This window comes from Vibrio sp. TRT 1302, from assembly GCF_050113875.1.
GTDB lineage: Bacteria > Pseudomonadota > Gammaproteobacteria > Enterobacterales > Vibrionaceae > Vibrio.
Map to the genome: position 1 here is coordinate 343,118 of NZ_JBNJOF010000003.1, position 24,870 is coordinate 367,987.

The 24,870-nt window shown below is 45.6% G+C and carries 22 protein-coding genes and 1 pseudogene; 6 read left to right on the forward strand and 17 right to left on the reverse strand.

Annotated elements, in window-relative coordinates:
* Positions 1–18: 18 nt before the first annotated feature.
* Positions 19–867: a sterol desaturase family protein gene (locus ACQEXP_RS06680; RefSeq protein WP_426968956.1), complete on the forward strand. Its 849-nt coding sequence runs from the start codon at positions 19–21 to the stop codon at positions 865–867.
* Between the two features lie 31 nt (positions 868–898).
* Here the strand turns inward: ACQEXP_RS06680 and gabT are convergent, their stop codons facing one another.
* The 8 genes from gabT to ACQEXP_RS06720 all read right to left on the reverse strand — a co-directional run bounded on the left by gabT (position 899) and on the right by ACQEXP_RS06720 (position 9,814).
* Complete coding sequence (gene gabT, locus ACQEXP_RS06685) at positions 899–2,170, reverse strand: 4-aminobutyrate--2-oxoglutarate transaminase (protein ID WP_426968958.1); 1,272 nt, start codon at positions 2,168–2,170, stop codon at positions 899–901.
* A 15-nt stretch (positions 2,171–2,185) separates the two neighbouring features.
* Positions 2,186–3,613, reverse strand: a complete 1,428-nt coding sequence (locus ACQEXP_RS06690; protein WP_426968960.1) for an NAD-dependent succinate-semialdehyde dehydrogenase — start codon at positions 3,611–3,613, stop codon at positions 2,186–2,188.
* 63 nt (positions 3,614–3,676) lie between these two features.
* Positions 3,677–4,759 (reverse strand): agmatine deiminase, encoded by a 1,083-nt coding sequence (aguA, locus tag ACQEXP_RS06695; protein WP_269375243.1) that lies wholly within the window; start codon positions 4,757–4,759, stop codon positions 3,677–3,679.
* A gap of 12 nt (positions 4,760–4,771) precedes the next feature.
* The gene (aguB, locus tag ACQEXP_RS06700) at positions 4,772–5,638 is read right to left on the reverse strand and encodes an N-carbamoylputrescine amidase (protein WP_269375244.1); all 867 of its coding nucleotides are present in this window, start codon (positions 5,636–5,638) and stop codon (positions 4,772–4,774) included.
* A 24-nt stretch (positions 5,639–5,662) separates the two neighbouring features.
* A complete protein-coding gene (locus ACQEXP_RS06705; protein WP_269375245.1) occupies positions 5,663–6,940 on the reverse strand; it encodes an NAD(P)/FAD-dependent oxidoreductase in 1,278 nt (425 codons plus the stop codon).
* Between the two features lie 31 nt (positions 6,941–6,971).
* A complete protein-coding gene (locus tag ACQEXP_RS06710) occupies positions 6,972–8,456 on the reverse strand; it encodes an aldehyde dehydrogenase (protein ID WP_269375246.1) in 1,485 nt (494 codons plus the stop codon).
* 37 nt (positions 8,457–8,493) lie between these two features.
* Positions 8,494–9,051 carry an HTH-type transcriptional regulator PuuR gene (gene puuR / locus ACQEXP_RS06715; protein WP_138971139.1) on the reverse strand — a complete coding sequence of 186 codons (558 nt, stop codon included), beginning with the start codon at positions 9,049–9,051 and terminating at the stop codon, positions 8,494–8,496.
* A 16-nt stretch (positions 9,052–9,067) separates the two neighbouring features.
* Positions 9,068–9,814 (reverse strand): gamma-glutamyl-gamma-aminobutyrate hydrolase family protein, encoded by a 747-nt coding sequence (locus ACQEXP_RS06720; protein ID WP_331428349.1) that lies wholly within the window; start codon positions 9,812–9,814, stop codon positions 9,068–9,070.
* Positions 9,815–10,158: 344 nt separating this feature from the next.
* Between ACQEXP_RS06720 and ACQEXP_RS06725 the strand changes: the two genes are divergently transcribed.
* The 3 genes from ACQEXP_RS06725 (at position 10,159) to ACQEXP_RS06735 (ending at position 14,264) form a co-directional block, all read left to right on the forward strand.
* Positions 10,159–11,502 carry a glutamine synthetase family protein gene (locus tag ACQEXP_RS06725; protein WP_426968962.1) on the forward strand — a complete coding sequence of 448 codons (1,344 nt, stop codon included), beginning with the start codon at positions 10,159–10,161 and terminating at the stop codon, positions 11,500–11,502.
* 17 nt (positions 11,503–11,519) lie between these two features.
* Entirely contained in the window at positions 11,520–12,995 is a 1,476-nt protein-coding gene (locus ACQEXP_RS06730) for a Na+/H+ antiporter NhaC family protein (protein WP_269375249.1), read from the forward strand.
* A gap of 165 nt (positions 12,996–13,160) precedes the next feature.
* On the forward strand, positions 13,161–14,264 hold the full coding sequence (locus tag ACQEXP_RS06735; RefSeq protein WP_269375250.1) for a GGDEF domain-containing protein: 1,104 nt from the start codon (positions 13,161–13,163) through the stop codon (positions 14,262–14,264).
* 96 nt (positions 14,265–14,360) lie between these two features.
* Here ACQEXP_RS06735 and ACQEXP_RS06740 read toward each other — a convergent pair whose 3' ends face one another.
* From ACQEXP_RS06740 to ACQEXP_RS06765, 6 genes are all read right to left on the reverse strand, one after another.
* Positions 14,361–15,749: an SLC13 family permease gene (locus ACQEXP_RS06740; RefSeq protein WP_269375251.1), complete on the reverse strand. Its 1,389-nt coding sequence runs from the start codon at positions 15,747–15,749 to the stop codon at positions 14,361–14,363.
* A gap of 158 nt (positions 15,750–15,907) precedes the next feature.
* Positions 15,908–16,759, reverse strand: coding sequence for an alpha/beta hydrolase (locus ACQEXP_RS06745; RefSeq protein WP_426968965.1), 852 nt, complete (start codon positions 16,757–16,759; stop codon positions 15,908–15,910).
* Positions 16,760–16,860: 101 nt separating this feature from the next.
* Positions 16,861–17,448: a TetR/AcrR family transcriptional regulator gene (locus tag ACQEXP_RS06750; protein WP_426968967.1), complete on the reverse strand. Its 588-nt coding sequence runs from the start codon at positions 17,446–17,448 to the stop codon at positions 16,861–16,863.
* A 221-nt stretch (positions 17,449–17,669) separates the two neighbouring features.
* Entirely contained in the window at positions 17,670–18,569 is a 900-nt protein-coding gene (locus tag ACQEXP_RS06755; protein ID WP_426968968.1) for an NYN domain-containing protein, read from the reverse strand.
* 12 nt (positions 18,570–18,581) lie between these two features.
* Entirely contained in the window at positions 18,582–20,114 is a 1,533-nt protein-coding gene (locus ACQEXP_RS06760) for a helix-turn-helix domain-containing protein (protein ID WP_426968969.1), read from the reverse strand.
* Between the two features lie 501 nt (positions 20,115–20,615).
* Positions 20,616–21,800 carry a hypothetical protein gene (locus ACQEXP_RS06765; protein WP_426968971.1) on the reverse strand — a complete coding sequence of 395 codons (1,185 nt, stop codon included), beginning with the start codon at positions 21,798–21,800 and terminating at the stop codon, positions 20,616–20,618.
* Between the two features lie 237 nt (positions 21,801–22,037).
* Between ACQEXP_RS06765 and ACQEXP_RS06770 the strand changes: the two genes are divergently transcribed.
* Positions 22,038–23,060, forward strand: a complete 1,023-nt coding sequence (locus ACQEXP_RS06770) for an acyltransferase (RefSeq protein ID WP_426968972.1) — start codon at positions 22,038–22,040, stop codon at positions 23,058–23,060.
* Positions 23,061–23,125: 65 nt separating this feature from the next.
* Here ACQEXP_RS06770 and ACQEXP_RS06775 read toward each other — a convergent pair whose 3' ends face one another.
* On the reverse strand, positions 23,126–23,512 hold the full coding sequence (locus ACQEXP_RS06775) for an MAPEG family protein (RefSeq protein WP_426968974.1): 387 nt from the start codon (positions 23,510–23,512) through the stop codon (positions 23,126–23,128).
* Positions 23,509–23,835 (reverse strand): ArsR/SmtB family transcription factor, encoded by a 327-nt coding sequence (locus ACQEXP_RS06780; RefSeq protein ID WP_426968976.1) that lies wholly within the window; start codon positions 23,833–23,835, stop codon positions 23,509–23,511. The genes ACQEXP_RS06775 and ACQEXP_RS06780 overlap by 4 nt, the downstream gene beginning before the upstream one ends.
* A gap of 98 nt (positions 23,836–23,933) precedes the next feature.
* On the opposite strand from ACQEXP_RS06780, the pseudogene ACQEXP_RS06785 reads away from it, so the two are divergent.
* A pseudogene (locus tag ACQEXP_RS06785) lies at positions 23,934–24,254 on the forward strand (permease); the annotation flags it as partial.
* Between the two features lie 55 nt (positions 24,255–24,309).
* On the opposite strand, the gene copI reads toward ACQEXP_RS06785, so the two are convergent.
* Entirely contained in the window at positions 24,310–24,825 is a 516-nt protein-coding gene (gene copI / locus ACQEXP_RS06790) for a copper-resistant cuproprotein CopI (RefSeq protein ID WP_426968977.1), read from the reverse strand.
* Between the last annotated feature and the right edge of the window lie 45 nt (positions 24,826–24,870).

Consider the following 24,870-nt stretch of genomic DNA (forward strand, 5'->3'; position numbering starts at 1 on the left):
GGAACAGGTCACTCAGCTATGGATTTGCAGTTAATCATTGATCACCCAGAGTGGTTACTAATCGTACTTGCCCCCATATTTCTTGGCTTAATGGCTGCGGAATATCTACTTGGTCAAAAACGGGGCAAGCTTCCCGAAAACGCCCACTATCACCTGCCCGAAGTGTTGTGTAACTTTACCTTAGCTGGCATGCATCAGCTGGCAGATCTGATCACGGGGCTTATCATCGTCAAACTCTATTTATGGCTGTTCGGATGGCGTTTATTCGATATCGAGATGACGGCCACCACCTTCATCCTCCTGCTGATCTTGCAGGACTTTTTCTACTACTGGTTTCATCGCGCAAGTCATCGAGTACGATGGATGTGGGCAGCACATGTTGCCCACCATAGTTCAGAGAATATGAACTTCAGCACTGCATTTCGCCAAAGCCTAATGTATCCCATCGCGGGTATGTGGCTGTTTTGGGTTCCCCTAGTCATCATCGGGTTTGAGCCTAAATGGGTGGTGTTTGCGGTGTTGCTCAACCTCGGCTTACAGTTTTTTGTTCATACCCAGTGGATCCGCTCCTTGGGATGGTTGGAATGGGTTTTCAATACCCCTTCTCATCATCGTGTTCACCACGGCCGTAATCCACAATACATAGATAAAAACTATGCTGGCGTCTTGATTATCTGGGACAAACTGTTTGCCACCTTTGAACCAGAAGTCGAGACTGTACGCTACGGAGTAACAAAGCCAGTCGAGAGCTTTAACCCGTTAGTTGTCACCTTTAAATCGTGGCAAGAGATGTTGAAAGAGGTCAGTCAGCGGGGACTATCATTAAGACAGCGCGTAAAGCTAGTGCTCTCTCCACCTGATGATTAAAAAAAGACCCGCGATTGCGGGTCTTCTATTTTTAAGCGATTTCGAGAATGATCTTCTCGAGTTTATCCAAGCCTTCTTCAAGGACTTCTGGCTCAATTGTCAGTGGTGGAAGCAAACGAATAACGTTGGCTTTGACGCCACATGACAACAGAATTAAGCCATTTTCCTGAGCCTTGCTGATCACCGCTTTGGTCATGTCCTGAAGAGGCTGACCTGTTTGAGGATCAGTAAATTCGATGGCCATCATCGCACCGTAGGTACGCACTTCGCCAATCGCTGGGACAGACTGTTGCAGTTTTGTCATACGAGCATTAACCACTTCACCAATACCTTGGGCTTTAGCGCACAGATCGAGCTCTTCGATAATTTTGAGCACTTCCAGACCAGCGGCACAGCCAAGAGGCGAACCCGCGTAGGTGCCACCTAAACCACCCGGCAGTGCCGAGTCCATAACATCACCCTTACCGACAACGGCTGAGATTGGGTAACCACCCGCGATGCCTTTCGCCATCGTCATCATGTCAGGCTCAATGTCGAGATACTCAGTAGCAAACATCTTGCCGGTACGCGCAAAGCCCGTTTGAATTTCATCGGCAATCAACATGATGCCATGCTTATCACACACTTGACGCAGCCCTTGAGCGAACTCTTTCGGTGCCTTATAGAAGCCACCTTCACCTTGCACTGGTTCGAAAATGATCGCAGCAACGCGTGATGGTTCGATATCACAAGCAAACAGATCTTCTATCGCTTGTAGACTCTGCTGGACGCTAATACCGTGGAAAGCATTCGGATATGGCGCATGGAAAATCTCATTTGGGAACGGACCAAAGCCCGCCTTGTATGGCGCCACTTTACCCGTCAGCCCCATGGTCATGTTAGTACGACCGTGGAAACCACCTTTAAATGCAATCACACCACTACGGCCGGTATGAGCTCGAGCGATTTTTACTGCGTTCTCGACCGCTTCCGCACCCGTGGTGAGGAAAATCGCTTTTTTAGCCGATGGACCCGGAGCAAGTTCGGTCAGCTTCTCTGCCAATTCAACAAACGAGGCATACGGGGTGACCATGGCACAAGTATGGGAGAACTTATCAATCTGAGCTTTTACCGCTTCACTGATACGCTTGTTAGCGTGACCGGTGTTGGTTACAGCGATTCCCGCCGCGAAGTCGATGTATTTGTTGCCTTCAATATCCCACACGTGGGCATTATCGGCTTTCTCAACATAGAGTGGGTACATAGCGCCCATGCCCTGAGCAATGACCTGACTTCTTCTTTGATGTAGTTGTTGGTTGTTCATAAATTTATCCTTAAATTAGTTGCCGCCAAAGCAGAGATATTTCACGTCCATGTATTCATCGATGCCCTGCTTAGCCCCTTCACGGCCAATGCCTGACTGTTTGACACCGCCAAACGGTGCCACTTCCGTAGAGATAATACCTTCGTTAATTCCAACCATGCCGTACTGCAACGCTTCAGCAATTTTCCACACGCGGTGAATATTCTGGCTGTAAAAATAAGAAGCCAATCCATAGATGGTGTCGTTTGCCATCTCAATCAGTTGCTCATCATTGTCAAAAGCGATCACGGGAGCGACTGGGCCAAAGATTTCTTCCGAAACGATCTTCATGTCATGAGTAACATTTTTCAAAATCACTGGCTGAATAAAGAGTCCATCAAGTTGCTTCAACTCACTGACAGGCTGCGCACCTTGTTCAATCGCGCCATCAATCAAGCTTTGAATTCCCTGCTTAGCAGATTCGCTAATCACGGGACCAATGGTGACGCCCTGTTCAAGACCATTACCGACTTTGAGGTTTTGAACAGCAGCGTCAAACTTGGCAACAAACTCGTCATAAACCTTGCTGTGAACATAGAAGCGGTTAGCACAAACACAAGTCTGGCCTGCGTTACGGAACTTAGACGCCATTGCGCCTGCGACCGCCGCATCGATATCCGCGTCATCAAAAACAATAAACGGCGCGTTGCCACCCAGTTCCATCGACGTGCGTTTAATATCGTGTGCACTCTGCTGCATTAGAATGCTGCCCACTTTAGTAGAGCCCGTGAACGACAGCTTACGAATCAGAGGATGAGAGGTAAAAATAGCGCCAACCTGACGTGAGTCTTCACCGAGTACTACCTGAAGTACGTCACGTGGGATACCTGCCTGATACGCTAGCTCTACCACCGCAAACGCCGATAGCGGCGTAGACTCAGATGGCTTAACCACAAAGCTACAGCCCGCAGCCAATGCTGGGCCAGCTTTACGTGTAATCATCGCAATCGGGAAGTTCCACGGGGTAATCGCACAAGCCACACCAATCGGTTGTTTGATGGTCAGTAAACGCTTGTCGCCACTTGGCGCAGGAATCGTTTCACCGTATGTGCGTTTTGCTTCCTCAGCAAACCACTCAATAAAGCTCGCGCCATAAGCCACTTCACCTTCTGCCTCGGCAAGTGGTTTGCCTTGCTCTAACGTCATTAAACGGCCGAGATCTTGTTTATTTTCCAAGAGCAATTGATGCCAACGCAGTAACAAAGCACCACGTGCTTTCGCAGGCATCGCCGCCCACTCTTTCTGCGCAACACTTGAACGTTCGATGCCATCTAAAATGGATTGCTGGGACGAAACAGGCGCAAAACCAAGTACTTCTCCAGTTGCAGGGTTGGTCACGGCAATGCCTTGCTCTTCACTCGGCACCATAAACGAAAGAAGACTTTGATTAATTATTTGTTGCATGGTGATTCCTTTTGAAAGCTAGTGTTCGCCACGCAATCAGTTCTAACGTGGCTTACGATTTATTTATGCTGGGATCTGCTGCGTTATACAGTGGATGTTCCCACCTCCTAACAGCACTTCTCTTGTCGGTATCCCAATAATTTGATGATCCGGCATTGCGCTCTGTAGCACAGAGATCGCCTCAGCATCGGTTCTATCATCAAGTAGAGGCAAAAATACATAGCCATTTACGATAAGAAAGTTTGCATAAGACGCACTTAAGCGCTCCCCTGCTTCTCGGCTCATTCCTTCGCTTACCTCAATACCTTGCGCTTCATTCTCACTGTAATGCAGTGGGCCAGGCAAAGGTAAACGCACAATTTCAATCTCACGACCTTTCGCATCAGTCTGTGATTTGAGCACCCGTTCCGCTTCGCGCGATAGGTGATATTGAGGATCACTTGGCTCATCCGTCCAACTCAGTACCACTTTAGCGGGAGCAATAACGTGCATAAGATTATCGACATGACCATCCGTCTCATCATTAAATAAGCCGTTAGGAAGCCAAATCACTTTCTCTATGCTGAGGTACTCCTTGAGTTGCTGCTCGATCTGCTGCTTGGTCAGCAAAGGGTTGCGACCAGGACTCAGTAGACACTCCTCAGTGGTATACAAGGTGCCCTCACCGTCGGTATGAATCGAACCGCCTTCAAGGACAAATGGCGCGCGGTAGTGATCGATGCCAATAATGTCACACACCGAGCTGGCGACGAGATCATCTTGTTGCCAGTTGTCATACAAACCGTTGTACTCACCGCCCCAAGCATTAAACTGCCAGCTAATGCCACGACGCTCACCACTTTCGTTTACCAAGACTGTCGGACCAATATCACGCATCCAAGCATCGTTGAACGGGATTTCAACTAACCGAATCTCAGGCTGAAGTAAGTCACGAGCGTGATCAAACTGTTTGCTACTTACCGCAACACAAACTTTCGTCACTTCAGAAATCGCATTGGCGATACGAGCAAAAGTTAGCTGAGCGGGTAAGGCGTCATCACGCCAGTTGTCACGTCTTTCCGGCCATGCTAGCCAAACTTGGCTAACCGGCTGAAACTCAGCTGGAAAATAGAAGCCATCTTGCGCAGGTGTTGAAAATAACTGCATTCGAAGCCTCCACTAAATCGCCAGTTTGCCTACACTGCCGTAGAGATCTGGGCGACGGTCACGGAACAAGCCCCAAGAGTGACGCGCTTTAGCGGTCTGCTCCAAATCGATCTCAGCGTAAATGATTGTCTCACCTTCACGCGGTGCTTCCGCAATCTTGCCTCCAGTGTGGTCAGTTATGAACGAAGAGCCGTAGAAGGTCGTCTCAATGCCATCATCGACTTCCGTTCCTACTCGGTTGGAAGCAATCACTGGGACGAGATTCGCGGCAGAATGTCCCTGCATTGTGCGTTGCCAATGATCTCGTGAATCCAGTGTCGGATCCTGAGGCTCAGAGCCAATCGCCGTTGGATAAAAAATAGCTTCCGCGCCATGAAGAGCCAAACTGCGCGCAAGCTCTGGAAACCATTGATCCCAGCAAATACCCGCACCAAACTTACCAAACTTAGTCTGCCAAACCTTAAATCCGGTATCGCCAGGGCTGAAGTAGTACTTCTCGCTGTAACCTGGGCCATCAGGAATATGAGACTTACGGTAATTGTCCAGTACGGTTCCATCTGCATCGATCATTACCAGCGAGTTAAAGAAAGTGTTGCCTGCTTTCTCAAAGTAGCTAACTGGAATCACCACACCAAGTTCTTTGGCCAATTCGCTCATCTCTTTAATCAGATGACAGTGAGCGGTCTCTTGTGCCAACTCAAAGTACTTTGCTTCCTGCTTTTTGCAGAAATAAGGCGCTGCAAAAAGCTCTTGAGGCAAAATCACATTTGCGCCATTCGCCGCAGCTTCACGGATCGCGGCTTTAGCTTTGTTGAGGTTATCTTCCAGATCCCAGCTGATGGTTAGCTGTAGAGCGGCAAACTTCACGACTTTACTCATTGGATATTCCTTATCTTTTTGTTCCTAAATCGCCAATTTATCTCTCAGGTTGTAGTACGCCGCCCCCATAGCCGTAAACGGGATCTGGAAGTGACGACCACCTGGGAAAGCGTAGTGTCTAAGGGCAGCAAATGCGTCAAAACGCTCTGCATGTCCTGTTAATGCTTCTGCTAGTAACTTGCCAGCCAAATGGGTACAAGTAACCCCATGGCCGCTGTAGCCTTGCAGGTAGTAGATGTTGTCAGCAAACGCGCCAAACTGAGGCATACGTGAATAGGTCAACAAGAAGTTCCCTGTCCATCTGTAGTCAATTTTGATGCCCTTAAGCTGAGGAAAGACGGTTTCCATCTTAGGTCTAATGATGGCTTCGATATTTTCTGGATCGCGCGCACCGTATACCACACCACCACCAAACAGCAGGCGTTTATCCGCACTGAGACGGAAGTAGTCCAGTAGGTAGTTACAATCTTCCACGCAATAATCGGTTGGCAAGATCTGTTTAAGTAACTCTTCAGACAATGGCTCTGTTGCCACAACCTGAGTACCACATGGAATCGCTTTATTACTGATGTTCGGCGCTAGACCACCTAAGTAAGCATTGCCAGCGAGCACTAAGTATTTGGCTTTCACGCTACCATGCGCTGTTTTAGCAACTGGATTAGCGCCTTTTTCAATCGCTGTTACTGCCGACTGTTCAAAGATTTGCCCACCAAGAGAAACGAATGCTGCCGCTTCACCCAACGCAAGTTTAAGTGGATGAATATGTCCGCCACGCATATCAAGCAGACCACCAGAGTAGACTTTGGTACCGACCGCTTGCTCAATTTCGTTAGCATCAAGCAAAGTAAGCTGATCATTGCCGTAGCGTTCCCAGTTTTTCTTATGCTCTTCCAGCCCTTTAAGCTGCTTTTTATTTAGCGAGGTAAACAGGCCACCCTGTTTATGGTCACAATCAATATTGTATTTATCAATCAGGCCACGAATGATATCGCCACCTTCAAAAATCATTTCACAAAGCGCTTTTGCCTGAGTGTGGTCGTAACGGCTTTCTAGTACATCAACATCTCGGCTGTAGCTATTGACGATTTGTCCACCGTTACGACCCGTTGCTCCAAAACCGACTTTTGCGCTCTCCAGCACCACCACTTTGAAACCTTTTTCGGCCAAGTGCAGGGCAGAAGAGAGTCCTGAGAATCCTGCACCTACGACACAAACATCACACTCAATGTGGTCTTGCAGTTGCGGGTAGTCAGGCATATTGGGTACAGAATGGGCGTAGAACGAATCCGTATGCTTGTTCATAGAGATATTCCTTTATTAATCTTCAGCAGGCTTAAGGGTGTAGACGAATCCAAGTCGTCTTAGTTTCAGTGAATTTCTCGATGGCATGCAGCGATTTGTCGCGGCCATTACCACTCATCTTGAATCCACCAAACGGGACAGTCATGTCCCCTTCGTTGTAGTTATTGACCCAGACCGAGCCCGCCTGTAGCTGTTTCGCTACACGGTGAACACGGTTGATGTTGCTACTCCAAAGTGCTGCACCAAGGCCATATTGTGAGTCATTGGCAATCTCGATAGCTTGCGCTTCATCCTTAAATGGAATCACGCACAATACCGGACCAAAGATCTCTTCCTGAGCCACTTTCATTTTGTTGTCGACGTTGTCAAGAATGGTTGGTTCGACGAAAGCGCCTTGACCCTGAACGTCGCCACCACAGCGAAGCGTTGCGCCTTCAGACTGACCAAGAAGGATGTACTCAAGCACCTTGGCTTTGTGCTCCTTGTCAATCAGTGCCCCCATTGATGAGGAGGTGTCTAGAGGATCTTTAGGCATAAATGCCTGTGCCGCTGAAATCACTTTATCGACAAAGCGATCCTTAATGCTTTCATGCACCAACAGACGCGTCGCAGCGACACATACTTCACCTTGGTTATAGAAACATCCCGCCGCAGTTTCCGCTGCTGCGCGGTCTAAGTCGTCACAATCTTCAAAGACGATGTTGGCGTTCTTACCACCAGCTTCAGCAAATACTCGCTTCAGGTTCGTTTCACCTGAACTGATCATTAGCTGACCCGCAATTCGGGTTGAACCAGTAAACGCAATGCAATCAACATCATGATGTTTAGCCAAAGCGTCACCAGCTTCATGTCCAAAACCGGTGACGACTTGGAAAACACCTTTTGGTAGACCTGCCTGCTCGGCAAGTTGACCTAAGTAGATAGCGGTTAGAGATGATTTTTCAGAGGGTTTAAGGATGACACTGTTACCTGCTGCAAGCGCGGGTCCAAGTTTCCAGCAAGCAATCCATAAAGGGAAGTTCCAAGGAACGACTGCGGCAACAACGCCTATAGGTTGATGAGAAATAAAGGCATGAACATTTTTTTCTGTTGGTGCGACTTCCCCATAAACTTTATCAATTGCTTCTGCATACCAGCGCAATGAATTGGCTGCACCAGGTACGTCCGTTGATACACTATGAGAAATAGGTTTGCCGGTGTCTAAGGTTTCAAGCAGGGCTAATTGCTCACAATGCTGCTCGATGAGATCGGCAAATTTATACAGAACTGCCTTACGCTTGGCAGGAGCACTGTTGCTCCAATCGCCAGCTTTAAAAGCATCTCGGGCATACTTAACCGCAAGATCGACATCTTCACTTTGACAACGAGCGATATCAGTCAGTTTTTCATCCGTTGCTGGATTGAATACGCCTAACGTTTGACCACTTTGTGCTTCACAATACTCGCCATTCAGGTAAGCTCGGCTCTCAATGACGAGATTGTTTTTGAGTTCAATCCATTGCTCTTGGGTTTTCATACGCCCTCCTTGTTTATCACAACAAGGCAAGGCCCACTTAGAATGTGGTCGGCGTATGCGCGCTTATCATTCGACAAGCCTTGTCTGTGTGATTAGTAAACTTATGCGGTTTCATCGTATCAATAACGTACGATTCGCCCTGCTTGATAAGATAAGACTTTCCTCGGTACTCAAGAGTAATTTCCCCCTCAAGGACCGTACCTATCTCTTCACCTTCGTGTCTGATTTCTCGCGCACCCGTGGTACCGTGCGGAGCATATTCTTCAATCAGGAATCCGATTACCTGATCTTTGCTGCCGTTGGTGACAAGTTTCATCGAAACCGATTCGCTGCCCATTTCAACCAGCTCATCCTGTGTCACGACAACCTTCGTTTCATCACTTTGATCATTTTCAACAATGAAAAACTCAGAAAGTGATAAAGAAAAAACATTAACTATTTTCTGTAACGAACTCACTGACGGGCTGACTTTGCCATTCTCAATTGAAGAAATCGCACTGTGTGTAATGCCCGCTCGCTCAGCGAGTTCGCGTTGTGACAATCCATTTTGTTTTCTTAACTGAACAATATTTTTACCAATCTCTTGATTGTCCATTCATTCTGCTCCTGATTTATACAGAGGCAGCCATCATAAATTCTTTGAATAAAATTTGAGAGAAATGATTGGTTTTTGCTTGCCATTCTGGGTGCCACTGCACGCCAACGAAAAATTTTTGTCCTGGCAGGCTAAAGGCTTCTATCAGACCATCAGGGGCCTTAGCCTCTATTTGCAACTGTGGTGCGAGTTGGTCGACCCCTTGATTATGTAGGGTGTTTACTTCGAACAAGCTGGTGTTCTGCCATTGGTTTTCTGTTAACCACTGCTCAAACAAACTCTCTTTCTGAACGAGCACAGCATGGGCTGGTGCATATTTCTGCTCAAAATCTTCAACCGGTTTCTCTCTGTGGTCACTAAAACCAGAATCGTGAACGGCTGGATTCAACGAACCACCTAGCGCCACATTCATCTCTTGGAATCCTCGGCAGATCCCCAAACAAGGAATGTCTTTATCAACTGCGTGTCGAATTAGAGAGAATGCCAGCTCATCGCGCTTCTCATCTTTCTTTGCTTCTTCATGCGTTGCGTTATAGCGATGTGGAGCAACGTTCGAATGACTTCCCGGAAACAAAAATCCATCACACAATTCGAGAAGGGTTTGCATGTCTTCTTCTGGTAAGTCCGGAGCCAGAATCAGAGGTAGACCGCCAAAATCCTTTACTGCACGAAGATAAAAGTCATTAACTGACTGAATCTTGTAGCCACCTAGCTCTTTCGCGCAGCTGACGACACCAATGACGGGTTTGCTTGTTTTAGCCATGATGCTTCCGTGTTCAATTTATTTAACATTCACACTACAAACCATGTACAAAATTATCAACAGCAATGTTCGATATTCTGACCAAATCGTGACCAACCCCTCCTTTTTGGTCAAAAAAAAACCATTTTTTGCTCAATATATTGAGCAAAAGACCATCACCTGTTACAAAATAGTTAACAAAACAAACCCACAATGAACTCTCCGCTTTCATGCAAACGAAGTTAAATCATTGTATATAAAGAAAATAATTGTCATTACTTAGACTTTGGTCTAAATGATGTAACTTAATTGTTAAATCAATTATTTTTAGCTCGCCGCTCGTCAGGCTACTTGGAGAACTAAAAATGGAATCGTATTTACAGGAAGTTAAAAATTTTAGACAGCAATGGCCAGAAATAGAGTTTGTCGACCTGATCTTCACTGACATAAACGCCACTCCACGTGGTAAACGCATCCCAGTGAGTGGACTCGACAAACTGCATAAAGGGGTCGCTCTCCCTTTATCTACCATTACCTTGGATACCAAAGGAAATGTAGTGGAGTCTGCTGGGCTTGGCGAAGATTTGGGCGAACCAGACAATATGTGCTTCCCTATCGCCGATACACTCATGCCAACGGCAAAACCTCAAGTGGGTCAACTGCTGTTGAGCATGATGGATGAAACGGGAGTAAACCCAAACTCTCTATTTATTCGCAATATTCTTGGCGGCATGGTCGAAAAACTGCACCGAAAAAACCTTTATCCCTGCATTGCTCTAGAACTTGAGTTCTACCTAATTGATAAGAAACGCGGTGAGAATGGAGAATTGCAAACCGCCATTAACCCGACCAAACACGTCCGTGAAAAAGATACTGAAGTTTATGACCTTGGTGGTCTTGATGATTATGCAGACTTCCTGTCCGATCTAAGTAAAGTGGCTCAAGAGCAAGGGTTGAACACATCGGGTGCCTTATCTGAATCTGCACCAGGGCAGTTTGAAATCAACTTCAACCATTCAAAAGATGTGTTGCGAGTGTGTGATGAAATCATCATCGCAAAACGCGTCATCCGTCAGGTTGCCAACCAACATGGTTTTGATGCCACTTTTATGGCCAAACCTTTTGCAGAGCAAGCTGGTAATGGCATGCATATCCACATCAGCCTTGTCGATGAAGAAAGTAACAACCACTTTAGCCTAGCTGATGGAAGTGAGAGCCCGCTGTTTTATCAGACTATCGCTGCAATGCTAGCGCAAACTTCCGATTCAATGGCGTTAATTTGCCCTAATATCAACTCTTTCCGTCGCTTTGTACCTGGTGCTTATGTACCTACCCAAGCTGACTGGGGAGTAAATCACCGTGGTGTCGCACTACGTGTACCAATTAGCGACAGCAAGAACCGTCGTATTGAGCACCGTATTGCTGGCGCAGATGTAAATCCCTACATTCTCGCAGCTGTCGTGCTCTCCGCGGTGCTGGCGAGCGAAAACTATACCAAAGAACAATGCCCTCCTTCTCTTAGTGATAATGCTGTTGACTTACCTGTGCGAATGTCTGAAGCTCTGGATCAATTGGAACACAGCGAGTTGGCTCAATACATCTCGAGAGAATTCATCGATTTATTCCTAGCCTGCAAACGGAGTGAACTCGCGGAATTTGAGCGAGCCGTTACTCCCCTAGAAATCGATTGGATGTTGCACTCTGCTTAACAAAGGACTGACAAGCTATGACAACTCAAGCAAAGGTGCTGGATGCACCATTTAAGATCAATACCCAACATATTGTGGTCACCTTATTGGTGATAGCGACCTTTATCTTTTTTACTTCTATTGGCCTCAACCATGAAGAAGGTCAAGCTTATGGCTGGATGAGCCTGCTCCCAACTGCGTTAGTGCTCGTCTTTGCCCTAACGACTCACCGTACAGTAGAAGCGCTATTTAGCGGTGCGATTGCTGGGGTTTTACTTCTAAATCCGGCAGAAGCAGTTGAGCAGATAGTTGATATCTCAATGACGGTTATGATGGATGAAACCATCGCTTGGATCATTCTGGTCTGCGGCTTGATGGGTGGTCTGATCGCTATCCTTGAAAAAGGCGGCAGCATACTCAGTTTCTCAGATATGCTGGTGACCAAAGTGAAGAGCCGTCGCCAGTCGATGCTGATGACATTCGTACTGGGTATCGTGATCTTCATTGACGACTACTTGAACGCGATTGCTATCTCATCCTCAATGAAGAAGGTGACGGATGGCTACCAGATTTCACGTGAAAAGCTCTCTTATCTGGTTGACTCAACCGCAGCACCAATTTGTATTTTGGTACCGATTTCTACGTGGGCAATATTCTTTAGCTCACTTCTGGAAGCAAACAATGTGGCCGAAACTGGCGAAGGCATCAAGACCTACATTGAAGCCATCCCATACATGGCATACGGTTGGGTGACGCTAGCGATTGTTCTGCTGGTTGCACTCGAAAAGATCCCAGATCTTGGTGCGATGAAAAAAGCCGAGCAACGTGCTAAAAACGGACAAGTTCGCCCAGACGGCGCTGCTGACATCGATTTTGGTTCAGACATTTCAGCACACACCAGTCCAACAATGGGTCTCATCAACTTCCTACTTCCAATGGTCGTGCTTGTCGCGGCAAGCTGGTACTACGGTATCGATCTATTAGCAGGCGTCTTTGTCGCAATCATCTTTACGGTTTGTTTCTATGGGGTACAGCGACTGATCTCGATGAACGACATGTTTGAGGCGATTTACGACGGTATCAAGGTCATGCTGTTGCCTCTAGCAACCGTTATTGGTGGCTTCATGCTCAAAAACGTCAACGATTCACTGGGTGTGACTCAGTATGTTATCGAGACGGTTAGCCCTTACTTATCTGCGTCCTACTTCCCTGCCATCATCTTTATGATCACTGGTGGCCTTGTGTTTGCGACTGCATCATCTTGGGGTACGTTTGCGGTAGCAATGCCGATTGTTCTTCCACTAGGTGAACAACTTGGCGTGCCTCTACACCTAACTGTTGCAGCACTACTTTCTGCATCAGCGGCAGGCAGCCACTCGTGTTTCTTCAGTGATTCAACCGTACTCTCTGCTCAAGGTTCTGGCTGTACTTCGATGCAACATGCTACCACGCAGTTCCCGTATGCACTGATTGGTATTGTCGCGACATTCCTGTTCTTCCTATTCATCGGCTAACCGCTCGTTTTACCGATGCCATCAGCCCCGCTAACGATAGCGGGGCTTTTTACGTTAAGCGCATCATAAATACCCCATAACATCTCGCAACAAACAAATTCAGGCAAAATATGCATGCTGTTTTATAATATAAGTTCATGGCTAGGTGTATTACGGGTAGTTAAGATGAGAATCACAGACAAATCCCTCGTTGAACAACAAAAAATATCAGAAACCGAGTTAACACAAAGACTGCATCTTTTTAGGCTTACGACGAGTGACATCAACGAATTAAGGACGATGAAAGGGGTCATCTCTCGTCATTTAGATGTCATTGTTGATGACTTCTATACCCATCAAACTCGCAGCCCCGATGTCGAAACGTTAATTGGTGATGCCGGTACATTACAGCGCTTAATGTCTGCACTCAGGCAATACATTACCGATCTGTTCAGTAAAGATATCAATTTGGATTATGTTGAACATCGACTTCGTATCGGTCTAGTCCACAAACGCATCGGTGTAGACCCCAAAATGTACCTATCTTCGGTGAACTACCTCAAAGCGAAGCTGATCTCTACGATTCATAACCATTTGGATGATCCTAATTATGCTCAGATGCTGAGTGACATTCTCGATCGATTGATTGATTTTGATGTTTCTTATGTATTTGATACTTATATAAAAAGCATGATGAACGAAATCGAGATTGAGAAGAACAAGTCCTTTCAGTACGTCAATGAACTCGAGTCTATTGTTCAAGAAAGAACGCGAAGCCTTGAAAAGATGGCGCGTTTAGATCCACTGACCAATCTCTATAACAAGCGCGCTTTTGAAGAGTTTACCAGTAAGTTGTTTTCAGAAGCACAACAACAAAACGATCCCGTCGCCATCGTCTACATCGATGTCGACAACTTTAAACACTTCAACGACCAGTTTGGTCATGAAGAAGGCGACAGCGTGTTGATTATTGTCTCTGATTGCCTCAGAGGCGCTTCTCGCAATGTTGACCTCTGCTTTAGAGTCGGAGGCGATGAATTCGTTGTTGTGATGCCGAGTTGCACTAAAGAGTCCGCCGTCGAAAACTATATTCCACGCATGATGGAAAGCCTTGCCTCTCTGCGGGAAGATATATCGCTTAGCGTTGGTGTGGCACAGTCTGGTCCAAAAAATTACCTCTCCTGTCAGGATACTTTGGCTCGAGCAGATAAAGATATGTACCTCAATAAGCCTCGTAAATCGCCCAACAAAAACGACCAACCGCTTAAATGCGTAGCACTTAAAAAGTAACTGCCTACCGCCCCTACCGACTGTTGCTCACGATTCCGTAGGATTGGGATATAAAAAAACCTGCCGTACAGCAGGTTTTTTTCTCTTAAGGACTGGTTAAGCCCAGAAAGTCATCGCGATAAAGGTTAACGCAGCGATACAGGCGAAGTTGAGGATGAGTCCAACACGCATCATCTCGCTCTGCTTGATATGACCTGAACCAAACACGATCGCGTTAGGTGGCGTTGCCACAGGCAACATAAAGGCACAAGAAGCCGCTACGGCAATCAATACCGACAGAACCACTGGTGACATACCGAACGCTTCCGCCACGCTGGCAAAGACAGGGATCAGCAATGCTGCGCTGGCTGTGTTACTCGCGAACTCCGTCAAGAACACCACAAACACGGCAATCACAGCAATAATAAAGAACACGCCTAGATGAGCAATCAGCTCACTCAAACCATTAGCAAGGAAAACACTCGTCCCCGTCGCTTTAAGAACATTACTTAGACAGATACCACCACCAAACAGCAGTAATACGCCCCAGTCCGCGGTTTTTTCAATGTCTTTCCAGTGCACCACACGTGCAAAGTTAACGGCAACAATCGCAGCGAGTGCAACGACAGTATCAAACTTCGCGTAACCGCCCAGCATTGCATTGATAGGCTTACTGAAAATCCACAAGCAGACGGTCGCGGCAAAGATGCTTAGAGTAACGATTTTGCCTTTATCCCAGTTAACTGGCTCATTGTTCAGTTCAAACTGACCACTCAAATTTGGTTTTAGAACCGCAAACAGTACCGCGATAGAGATAGGCAGTAAGATCAAGCTCGTTGGAATACCAAAGCGCATCCAATCTGTGAATGTTAGACCGACTTCAGCCGCAGCAATCGCATTCGGTGGGCTACCAACGATGGTCGCGATACCGCCAATACTTGCGCTGTACGCGATGCCAAGCAACACAAATACGTAAGTCTTATGGCCGCTTTCTGAGTTCACCTTGCTCAAAACACCAAGAACAAGAGGCAGCATCATCGCAGTCGTTGCTGTGTTACTGATCCACATTGAAAGCGCCGCCGTCACACCAAATAGCATAAACACTGCAACGCTCATTTTGCCTTTGGCTAAAACAAGAACCTTATCAGCGATAACCTTATCTAACCCCTGTCGGTGCATAGCGGCAGCAAGAGCAAAGCCACCAAGAAACAGAAAAATGATGGAGTTAGCAAAGTTATTAAGAGCAGTTTGGGTATCAAAAACACCAAATAACACGGCCATGATCGGGACGAGTATGGCCGTTACAGTGACATGTAGGGCTTCTGTCAGCCAAAGAATGGCGACAAAAATTAACATACAGATACCCAATACCACTTTGGGATCAAATGGTAGGGTAAAGTATAGAGCCGCAAACAGTGCGATATCGGCTAAGACAATCATACTGTTGCGGTTAAACAACCATTCTCTGGTATTGGTGGGCAAAGGGACACTATCATTTCTATTCATTATTATATTTCCTTATGAGGGCCATGTGGCATAGCAAATGATCCCACACAACCTGCTTCGGAAATATTTTTCATTGCAAATCTGTTAACCATATCAACAACATGGAAATATTTGTTAACAATATGAATAGATTGGACATTTTCCCATCAGAAAAACGTCTATTTTGACACCAATTTATCGAAACTATCCATCACTTGTTGGCACTTCATCACTCGTCCATGTCCTTGATCTTGTGTTGTGACCAAGCTGACATTCGCCATTTCTTGCGCGGCTTTAGCCGACTCAGAATACTTGGCAAACTTGTCCTGTTCATCATGAACAATAATAGTCTGTGCTGAGCGAGATTTAAGTTTACTGTATGGATCAATCGACTTGAGAGGATAGCGATATTGCTCTTCCACCTCGTTGACCACCGCATCAAACAGGCGCATCGAGTAGCCAGAACGTGCAATACTGCCAAACAAATTGTCCAGATAATCGAGCAAAGGAGCGATAAGCAGCAGTGGTTTATCCACTAACTTTTGATGATGGCATTCAAGAGCAGAAACCGTCCCCATACTATGCGCCACTAGCCCTGCGACATCATCAACGCTATCCAGAATCGACTCTAAGCCAAGAACAAAGGCTGGGATATGACCATAAGCACCTTCACTGCGGCCATGCCCTGGATGATCATAAGCCAAAGCGGTGTATCCCTGACTTGCGATGTGCTCCATCAGCGGGAAAAACTGATTGGCACTACCTGACCAACCGTGCGTCATCACCCAAACTGGGCCACTACCCAGTTGGTAAGTTTTCAGTAACCCTTCCTTCGATGCAACTTCCCCAGTAACCAATCCACTTGGTAACTCATTTTTAGGCTTAGCTCGCGCAGGGGTGAGTAAAAGGTTACGCGCAGTTCTCTTTGCGTGTGTAGGTGCCAGAGTATGATGAAGGCGTGTGGTTAAGTTCACTAAGCTTTTCTTAACACTAAACTTTTTAGCAGTATTAAAGTAAATCTTCTCACTCATCTTGTAGTCCTTGTTATGCCAGTCTCTTACATTCCAAAAGCGAACGACCGTGCTATTTTAAATTAAATAATAAGCTAAGCAGTTATCCACTTAGCTTAGTTTTACTTCCAGTCCGCCATCAGACGCTTAACGCCCAGCCAGAAGTGTTGTTGACTTGCCTGCTCACCGCGTATGGAGTAAAAAAGATGCGCACTTAAATACAAACCATACAGCTCATAGATTGCTTGCTTTGGGTCTAAATCGTGACGAAACTCACCATTTTCTACCCCTTTTGCTACCTGAATCGTTAAGTATTCAATCCAAGTTGCAATGGTCTTTTTTAGCACCTGTTGAGTGGGTGACGCTTCGCTGCCCGTTTCTTTCCATGCATCAAGAAACATACAGCTACCCTGAAAAGAGTGATTCCAGCCTAGCCAGTTATCGAGTAACTGAGTCAGTTTATCCTCGATGCTGATTGACGTCCTCTCCCGAGCAGGTGCAATAACACGCTGAGTAAAAATCAAATTGGCATGCTCCAACACCGCTATTTGCAGATTATCTTTGGAGTTAAAATGGGCAAACAAGCCACTTTTCGACATCCCGCATTGCTTTGCTAGCTCCCCGATAGTGAGACTCTCAAGACCATTCTCACTCGCCAGTTCAAATGCCTTACTTAAGATATTCTCTCGGGTAATTCTGCCTTTACTCATACCGCTCTCTCATTGCTGTTAGCACTATTTTTAGCACACTCGTACTTTTTTGCAAGGATCGAAAAGGATTGAGTGAAAATTAATGTTGTAGGGAAAAGTTTCATTAGAACTATGTCCACCAAGTTGAAACTCTGATGAGATTCGGTCACAACATGAGGCCTTAAAGCTTGAGCTAATGGCTTTTAGAGCCTCTTAATTTAATGGCGATCCTAGCTCTATGTCTATTGTACCTTAACATTCGTAACAGTCGGCGACTTCCCTTGCTGGCGCGAGGCTCTGTTAAAAGTTACTTCAGTCCCTTCTGTAATTTTGTCCCACCAATTTGCGTTGGTGAGGTCACTTTTAGTGAAGTAAAATTCTTGCCCTTTTTGAATCAGAAAGGCGAAATTACTCCCTTTCTTCGGTGTTTGCTTGATCACCCCTGTGAAATCTACAAGCCGAATATAACAACGATCTTCCTGCTCATTGTGTGTCACCAGATGATTAGACTTGTTTTGTATGAGCTTCTTCAGCGAACTATAGCCATAGCTTCGGGTGTCAAATGCGCTATCCAGTTGCTTTAGCTTTGTACCCAAGTCACCAAGGTAAACACTGCTTTCATCTCCGCACAATTGCCAAAAAGCTTTGAGCAGCAGTTCATCTAATGCCGAGTCTTCACATTCGTCGTTGAAACTCTCCTCACTGTTATCCTGAGCGAGGTTTTCCACATAAATAAAATCATGGCAGGCATTTCTGAAGTGAACAGGGGTATTTGAGCGACCGATAGCCATAACATGCAAACCTTTCTCGCGAATTCGCTGAGCAAGCCCACCGAACCCCCCATCGCTACTCACTATACAGAGGGCGTTAATCCGGTCGTTGGTGCAAATAAGCTCTATAGCATCCATAATCAGTGCATGATCAGCCGCATCTTTGGCAATGTGAAACTGCTGCTTCGGAGCAGAACCCGTTTCCAACATGATTTCTTTCCAGCCTTTATGATTCGGCAATGTCCAATCGGCATAAACCCATTTGATTGCAATGCTACCTTTACTGCTCACTTCATTGAGCACCTCATAGTACTTTTTAGGGTGTGCGTTTTCTCCGTCAACGAGAATCGCGAAATTCAGATTTTTGTCCATGCTCTAAATCCTTTAGTAAATCATGCGCACAGTGTTTAAGGTGTAGCCCATGTTCATTAACTCTTCGGTCCACTCATCCACTGTCGATTTGTTAATTTTTGGCTCTAAATGCGTAATAAGATCATCTAGGTGAGTAAACTGAGTTAGCTGATAGAAACATCTTCCATTATGTTGGTCGAATCTCCCTTCAACCAAAGCAAGTTTGTTTGAGTGCAAACGAAAGAGATCAAACGTTGAACCAAAATCTTTATACTCACCAGAGGCACAAATCGGCTGATGCTTTCCCTGAGAAAGATCGTAGAAATCTTCATCATCAGGGGCTTGCTGATGATTTAATAAGAACTTCCCGCAAAGCTGGACCTTTTCTTCAACGTAGCTAAATTTGAGGTCTTTCGCGTATTGGCAAAACAGCTCAGTAAAACTGGCATCGACACTTCTTGTCTCAGGTTCGCTGCCCCAGTAATTAGAGCTTTTAACAGGTATTGAGAACTGATAACGCTGCTCTTGTTCGAATAATAGTGAACATAGCCTTTCCACTTCGTCTGAGCCAACAGTTAAATCGAGAACGCCTTTAGATATAAGCAGGGCATCTTCAACATGCTGGTACTTATTTAGCGGGCTTTTTTCCTTAAGGGTATCGGCTTCTTTTTGTTCGGCTTCTTGTTGAAATAACTCTAGCTCTTTAGTTTTTTCGTCCCTTTTCAGCCTCAAGTCGGCTATTGGTATCTCGATTTCCTCTTGACCAAAGAAAGATGAAACCTGTTCACTCAACCGCTCGAGCTGCTTGTTGTATCTATTCGTCAGCTGCACCGACTCCAGTTGGCGTTCAAATAGAATCTGCCTACTATCTTCATCTAGCGCAGCGTACCCAGGCTTACTGGTGAGTAGTGTTTCAACATCAGACGCATATCGCTCTTCTTCGCGCTGGTTTTCTTCTGCTTCTTGCTCTGCCTGTGGGATTAGAGTCTCTAGCTCTGATATAAAGTCATTGATCCGTTCGAGCTGCCCTTTTATCTCTTGCTCTCTTTGCTCAAACTCTTCTCTAACCTTTTGTTGAATGTTTTCCCATAGGTGTTGCTTTAATTGACTGGTGTCTACCCTCAAATGTTTAGCCAGCATCTTAACCTCCCAATCTTCACTAAGAACGTGCTCAGCGGAAGTCGCAATGTCGAAAATATAAAACTCATTACCAGGTGCTCTGGCAGAGAGTTTTCGAGTTAGCTTCTCAATTTGAGCATGAGATGCTCTTCCTTCCCCGTTTTCCCAACCCGAGACAGTTGGTTGGGAAACCCCACATAGTTCAGCTATCTGAGACTGTTTAAACCCGTGTTCATCTGCAAGTAACATCACCTCCTGTGTGAAGGGATGTCTGCAATCCTGCAACATTAGAGGAAACAACATACGCTCTAATCCATAGGTATTCAGCGTTTGGTTAAGCGCTTGTTTAAGAGCTAATTTATTGATTTTTGAAACATTTTTGTCAATACCACCTATCTTCTTTTCAACTGCATTGGTTTTATTCTTTAACTGCTCTTTGTTTGTCATAATTCACACCATTGTAACGTGTTGTTTTATATAGACTTTTACATAATAAACAAATTACTTCAAGTTCTCACAAGAAAATAAAGTGCCTATAAAAAATACATAAATAGGTTATTTTAAATAATATCTATTTGTGTGATTTAGGTTGTTATAAACGGAGAGATTTCACCAGAGGCAAGTAAGATTCCCTAGAACGAGACTCCAATACTATTGTAGGATGGTAGGCATACTTAAAGCTGTAACATCTAGTTATATAAAAGCTATAAATAGTTTATTTTTCTCAAAGCAATCAAATGGCTGGGCCCAGATCCTGCCGTTTGCCGCTCACTATTTTTTGCATGTCAAAGTTAACTAAAAGTATTTTTGGTTCACAACACGTTTCGGGGCGTAAACGTGCTAGCGTTGAGCACGCAAACTAAGGCTCAATACTGGCATGTATAAACGTAGTGAGTGACTTTTGTCCCACTGCATACGGAAGTAAGCCTTCTAAGGTTGTAAACGTCGTCAATTTTCATACGCATTGAGCGCTTTCAACAGCAAAGGTTTAACGACTGGGTAGATTTGATTTAAACGCAACTGGTAGAAATCAAACGCTTCTTTCCAAGACTCTTCGTTCTGCCAATTAAGAGTGATTGTAGGTAGTGAGATTTTGAACTTATCTGGAACAAATTCAGCGCCCTCAGGCAAGAGTGGCATTAGTGATTCCCGCCTATCCAACAGGTACTCAAACAAGTATTGCCCAAGTGCGTCATTTCTGAATCTCACAAAGACACCCACCTCATTGGGTTTAGAGCGGTAAGCTGTTATCCAACTATTGTGTACCCTTGGTGGTAACTCGAACCATAAGTGCCCCTGAGTCGAGGGAGTTGGTAACCTAACACTCGTATCTTCAAGCTCAAGATAATCAAGCAATGCACACCAATACTCATAGGATTGACCCGAGCCCCTATTGATGGCTGACTCATTTTGTTCGTTGGTCAATTCCAGTTTCTCAGTAATTTCACTACTGACTTGATTAATCGAAATCACTCGGCGCTCAGTAATTTCAGTTTTGTGCATCACTTGAGGATTCACGAGTAGTTGTTCACCCGGCATGTGGAAGATCTGCACCTCAACCATTGCAAAGGAAAACTCCATTGATGCATAGGTATTAAGAAAGTCCTTTATCTCAAAAGCCCCCTCTCGAATACCATCACCCACTACCAATAACAAGAAACGGCCTTTTGAGAGGTTTCTCTGAACCGTATCAATGAATGAGGCTTCTAGTACTTCATTGCCACCCGCCTTCACTAATTCAAAAAGCGACAGACCACCATTAACTGCACAAACCTTAGTATCAAGTTCGTCGTAGCTCCAACTCATCAAGTCTTTAGCATAATCGAGTATCTGCCCAATCACTTCTCTACGAGATTGAGGATTTCGGTAGAGTTTGGTTTCCGCGATGACCAATCGGCCTGATGGCGTTACATAGATACAGTCGACTCGACCTGATTTAGTGGCAAGCTCCATGCAAACTGGTACCGCACCGGTATAGTCAGCATCAATCTCATAAAAGGGTAATAGGTCAGCGTTAGCAAAAATAAGTTGCTGTAACCACTTCTCATCATAAATACCCGTTGCCTGCAACTCGACTCTTTGAAGCCTCTGAACGCTGCTTTCGGGGGATACGATCACTGGACCATTGCTCATGAAAGAACTCCTTTGCTAAAAACGCTGAGGATATCAAACCGTAAGATTAGCCCACCTCATTACTTTACGGTGGTCACGAAGTCTCACTTTCATTGAGAACCCGTGTTTCACTTATTGAGCCACCTCGCAAATCATCGCTGAATATCGCCGTTACAGTACAACAACTTGATTTAGGTTGCGTCATTAACACTGGTTTGCTGGTATACGTTCGCTACTTTCAGCTAATTTTTTGTCGTTATGGTAAGTAAGAAAATTCAAAGTATTGAACTCGGTCGGGTGATCGCTATTTTGGCGATTGCCGCCATGCATTGTCAGATGTTTTTAACCTATTGGCAGTTCGATGAAACCCCTTGGGTAGGATATGTGTTTAATCAGTCTACTCGTTTCGCTGTGCCACTGTTTTTCCTTATATCTGGTTACTTGATCCAACCCAAGCTAGTGGCAACACCGCTAGAAACATTACAACGTTATGCCTCCCCGCTTTTGCGTGTATTCATTGTCTGGAGTGTTATCACTTTAGTGATGCCTTTTAATCTAGGTACAGTGGCAGAATCTGGGTATCTGGCCGAGCGTCAAGGGTACTGGGGCTATCTGGCACAATCACCTCTTAACTCCCTGCTTGAAGGCGGCCTCGTTCACCTGTGGTTTATTCCAGCATTAATCTGTGCTGCGGCCATTGCGGCATTACTGGCTAAGTTCAACAAGCTGGCACTGTTTATCCCTATCGGTGCCGCTTTATACCTTTACGGAGTGCTGGCGGGCAGTTACCAAACGGTGACTGAACTACCGACTCCCTTTTTCACTCGTAATGGGCCGTTTTTTAGCACCTTGTTGTTTGCGATCGGCTTTGAGATACGTCAGCGCGGTCTGTCGATGACAGCCAAGCAGGCTTTGCTGCTTGCATTTACCGGTATGGCGTTACATTTTTTCGAGGCTTGGCAGCTCACTCGTGTTGACCAGCCCTTTAACGCGAATGACTACCTGTTCGGTACCTTCGTTTGGGGAACAGGCTGCTTTATGTGGCTATTAGCGAAGCCAAACTTTGGGGCGGGACGCTGGCTAACTGCTCAGTCAAACTCCGTGTTACCACTCTATGTTGCGCACCTGCCGATGATCATCGTGATGATGAATATCGCGGGTATGCTGTCATTAACAGGGTTTGCAAAAGATATGCTGTTGCTATTTGGCGCAACAGTCCTGACATTCTTATTGGTAAAAGGGTTGGAGAGAACACCTCTCTACCGTTTTTTATTCAGATAACTCCCCAACAAAAAAGCGATGGTGATGACCATCGCTTTTCGTTTGCTGCACCGGCGGCTAAAGCACTACCACATTTTGTCGAAAGGTAAGTGAATGATATTGAACACAATCAGTGCTGCCATCGCCAGAAACGTCAATTTCATTCCGCCAATACGTCCTTTTAGCCTATCCGCTAATATCCCTTTGGCATGCATCACTCGACCTACTACAAATACCACGCCACATAAGTGAATCAGCCATACACTTGCACCATTGTATTCTAGCGTCGCCATCATGATCAGCGTAATGGGGATATAATCGACGGCATTGCTATGGGCACTGCGCGCAATGGTGAGCGCATCAACACCACCATCAGAGTACTTTACCTGTGCTTTGCGCCGTTGCTTGATGACCTGAATCGATAGCCAAATCATCAATGATGCGAGAATCGCTGCGTACAACGCTGTAATCATAAGTTCTCTCCTTGAGCTTGAAATTGAGTTGCGCATTGCTCGTCTGCACAGCATTCATCTTGGAGGAATCCAATGACATCTTCGAGACATTTGTAGTCTGTCACACAGTAAAGTGTTCGTCCTTCACGGCGTTGACTAATTAATCCTACTGACGCCAAACTCGAAATATGGTGAGACAGAGTCGACCCTGGTATCGCCAATTTCTCTTGCAATGCACCCACGGCAATGCCTTGGTAGCCAGCTTTTACAACACATTTATAGATGGATAGACGCACCGGATGACCGAGTTCTTTAAGCGCCTTCGCAGCCATTTCAAGATCCATGGAAGACTCCAATAAAAAAACAGACATTTCCAAAATAATCGAACTATTGATGAATAGCAATCATTGATCGTTCATTGCCCCTCATTTGTATAACCAAGGTCGCGATTGGTTCATTGATCTATGGATTCATCCCTACTGAGCTGATCGCGCACTACGCTGGCGCAGGTCAATGGTATGCGATCCCTGTTGCTGCCATCATTGGCATTCCACTCTATATTCGTGCAGAGGCTGTGATCCCTCTAAGTGCAGCGTTGGTTCAAAAGGGGATGGCGTTAATTATCGGTAGTGCTGGGGCGAGTTTGACAGAAGTTATCTTGCTAAAATCTATCTTCAAAAATCAAATGATTGCCGCTTTCCTGACTGTGATTCTGGGTATGGCAATTGGCGCAGGCTTCTTGTATAGCTTCATCTTTGGCTAGCTATCACTTGCAAAAAAGGCAGCCTTGGCTGCCTTTTTGAGGATAACGATGGAAACTAAAGCGCCATCTTTTTAACCATGCCCGCTTCAGCGTGACCGGCGATATTACAGGCTAGCTCTACATTGCTATCGCCATGGAAATGCCATAGCAGTTGCTTGGCTTTACCCGGCTCAACGGTCACTGAGTTTCCTGAGTCGTGCATATGACCTGCACTCATGGTTTTCATCATTTCACGGTGCTTCAGTTGCTCCTGTTCCGAGCCAATAGTGAACTCATGATTAATTTTGCCGGTGTTTAGCACAACAAACTGTACCACGTCGTTTGGCTCAATTTTCACGTCTTGTTTAAAGCGAATTTTCATATCATCACTTAAAAGCACGTGAACCACTTTGTCAGGTTTTGCGCCTTCTGCTGGCATGCCGACATCCGACATTCCTTCCATATTCATCATCATAGAGTGGTCCATTTTCGAAGCGCCCATCTCACCATGATTCATATGAGCGTGATCAACATTTGCCTGTGCGCCCATCGCAGTAACGCTTAACATGATTGATAGTAGTGTCTTTTTCATTGTTCTTTCCTTAATTTCTAGTTTAGTTCAGCCTCAGAACATCCA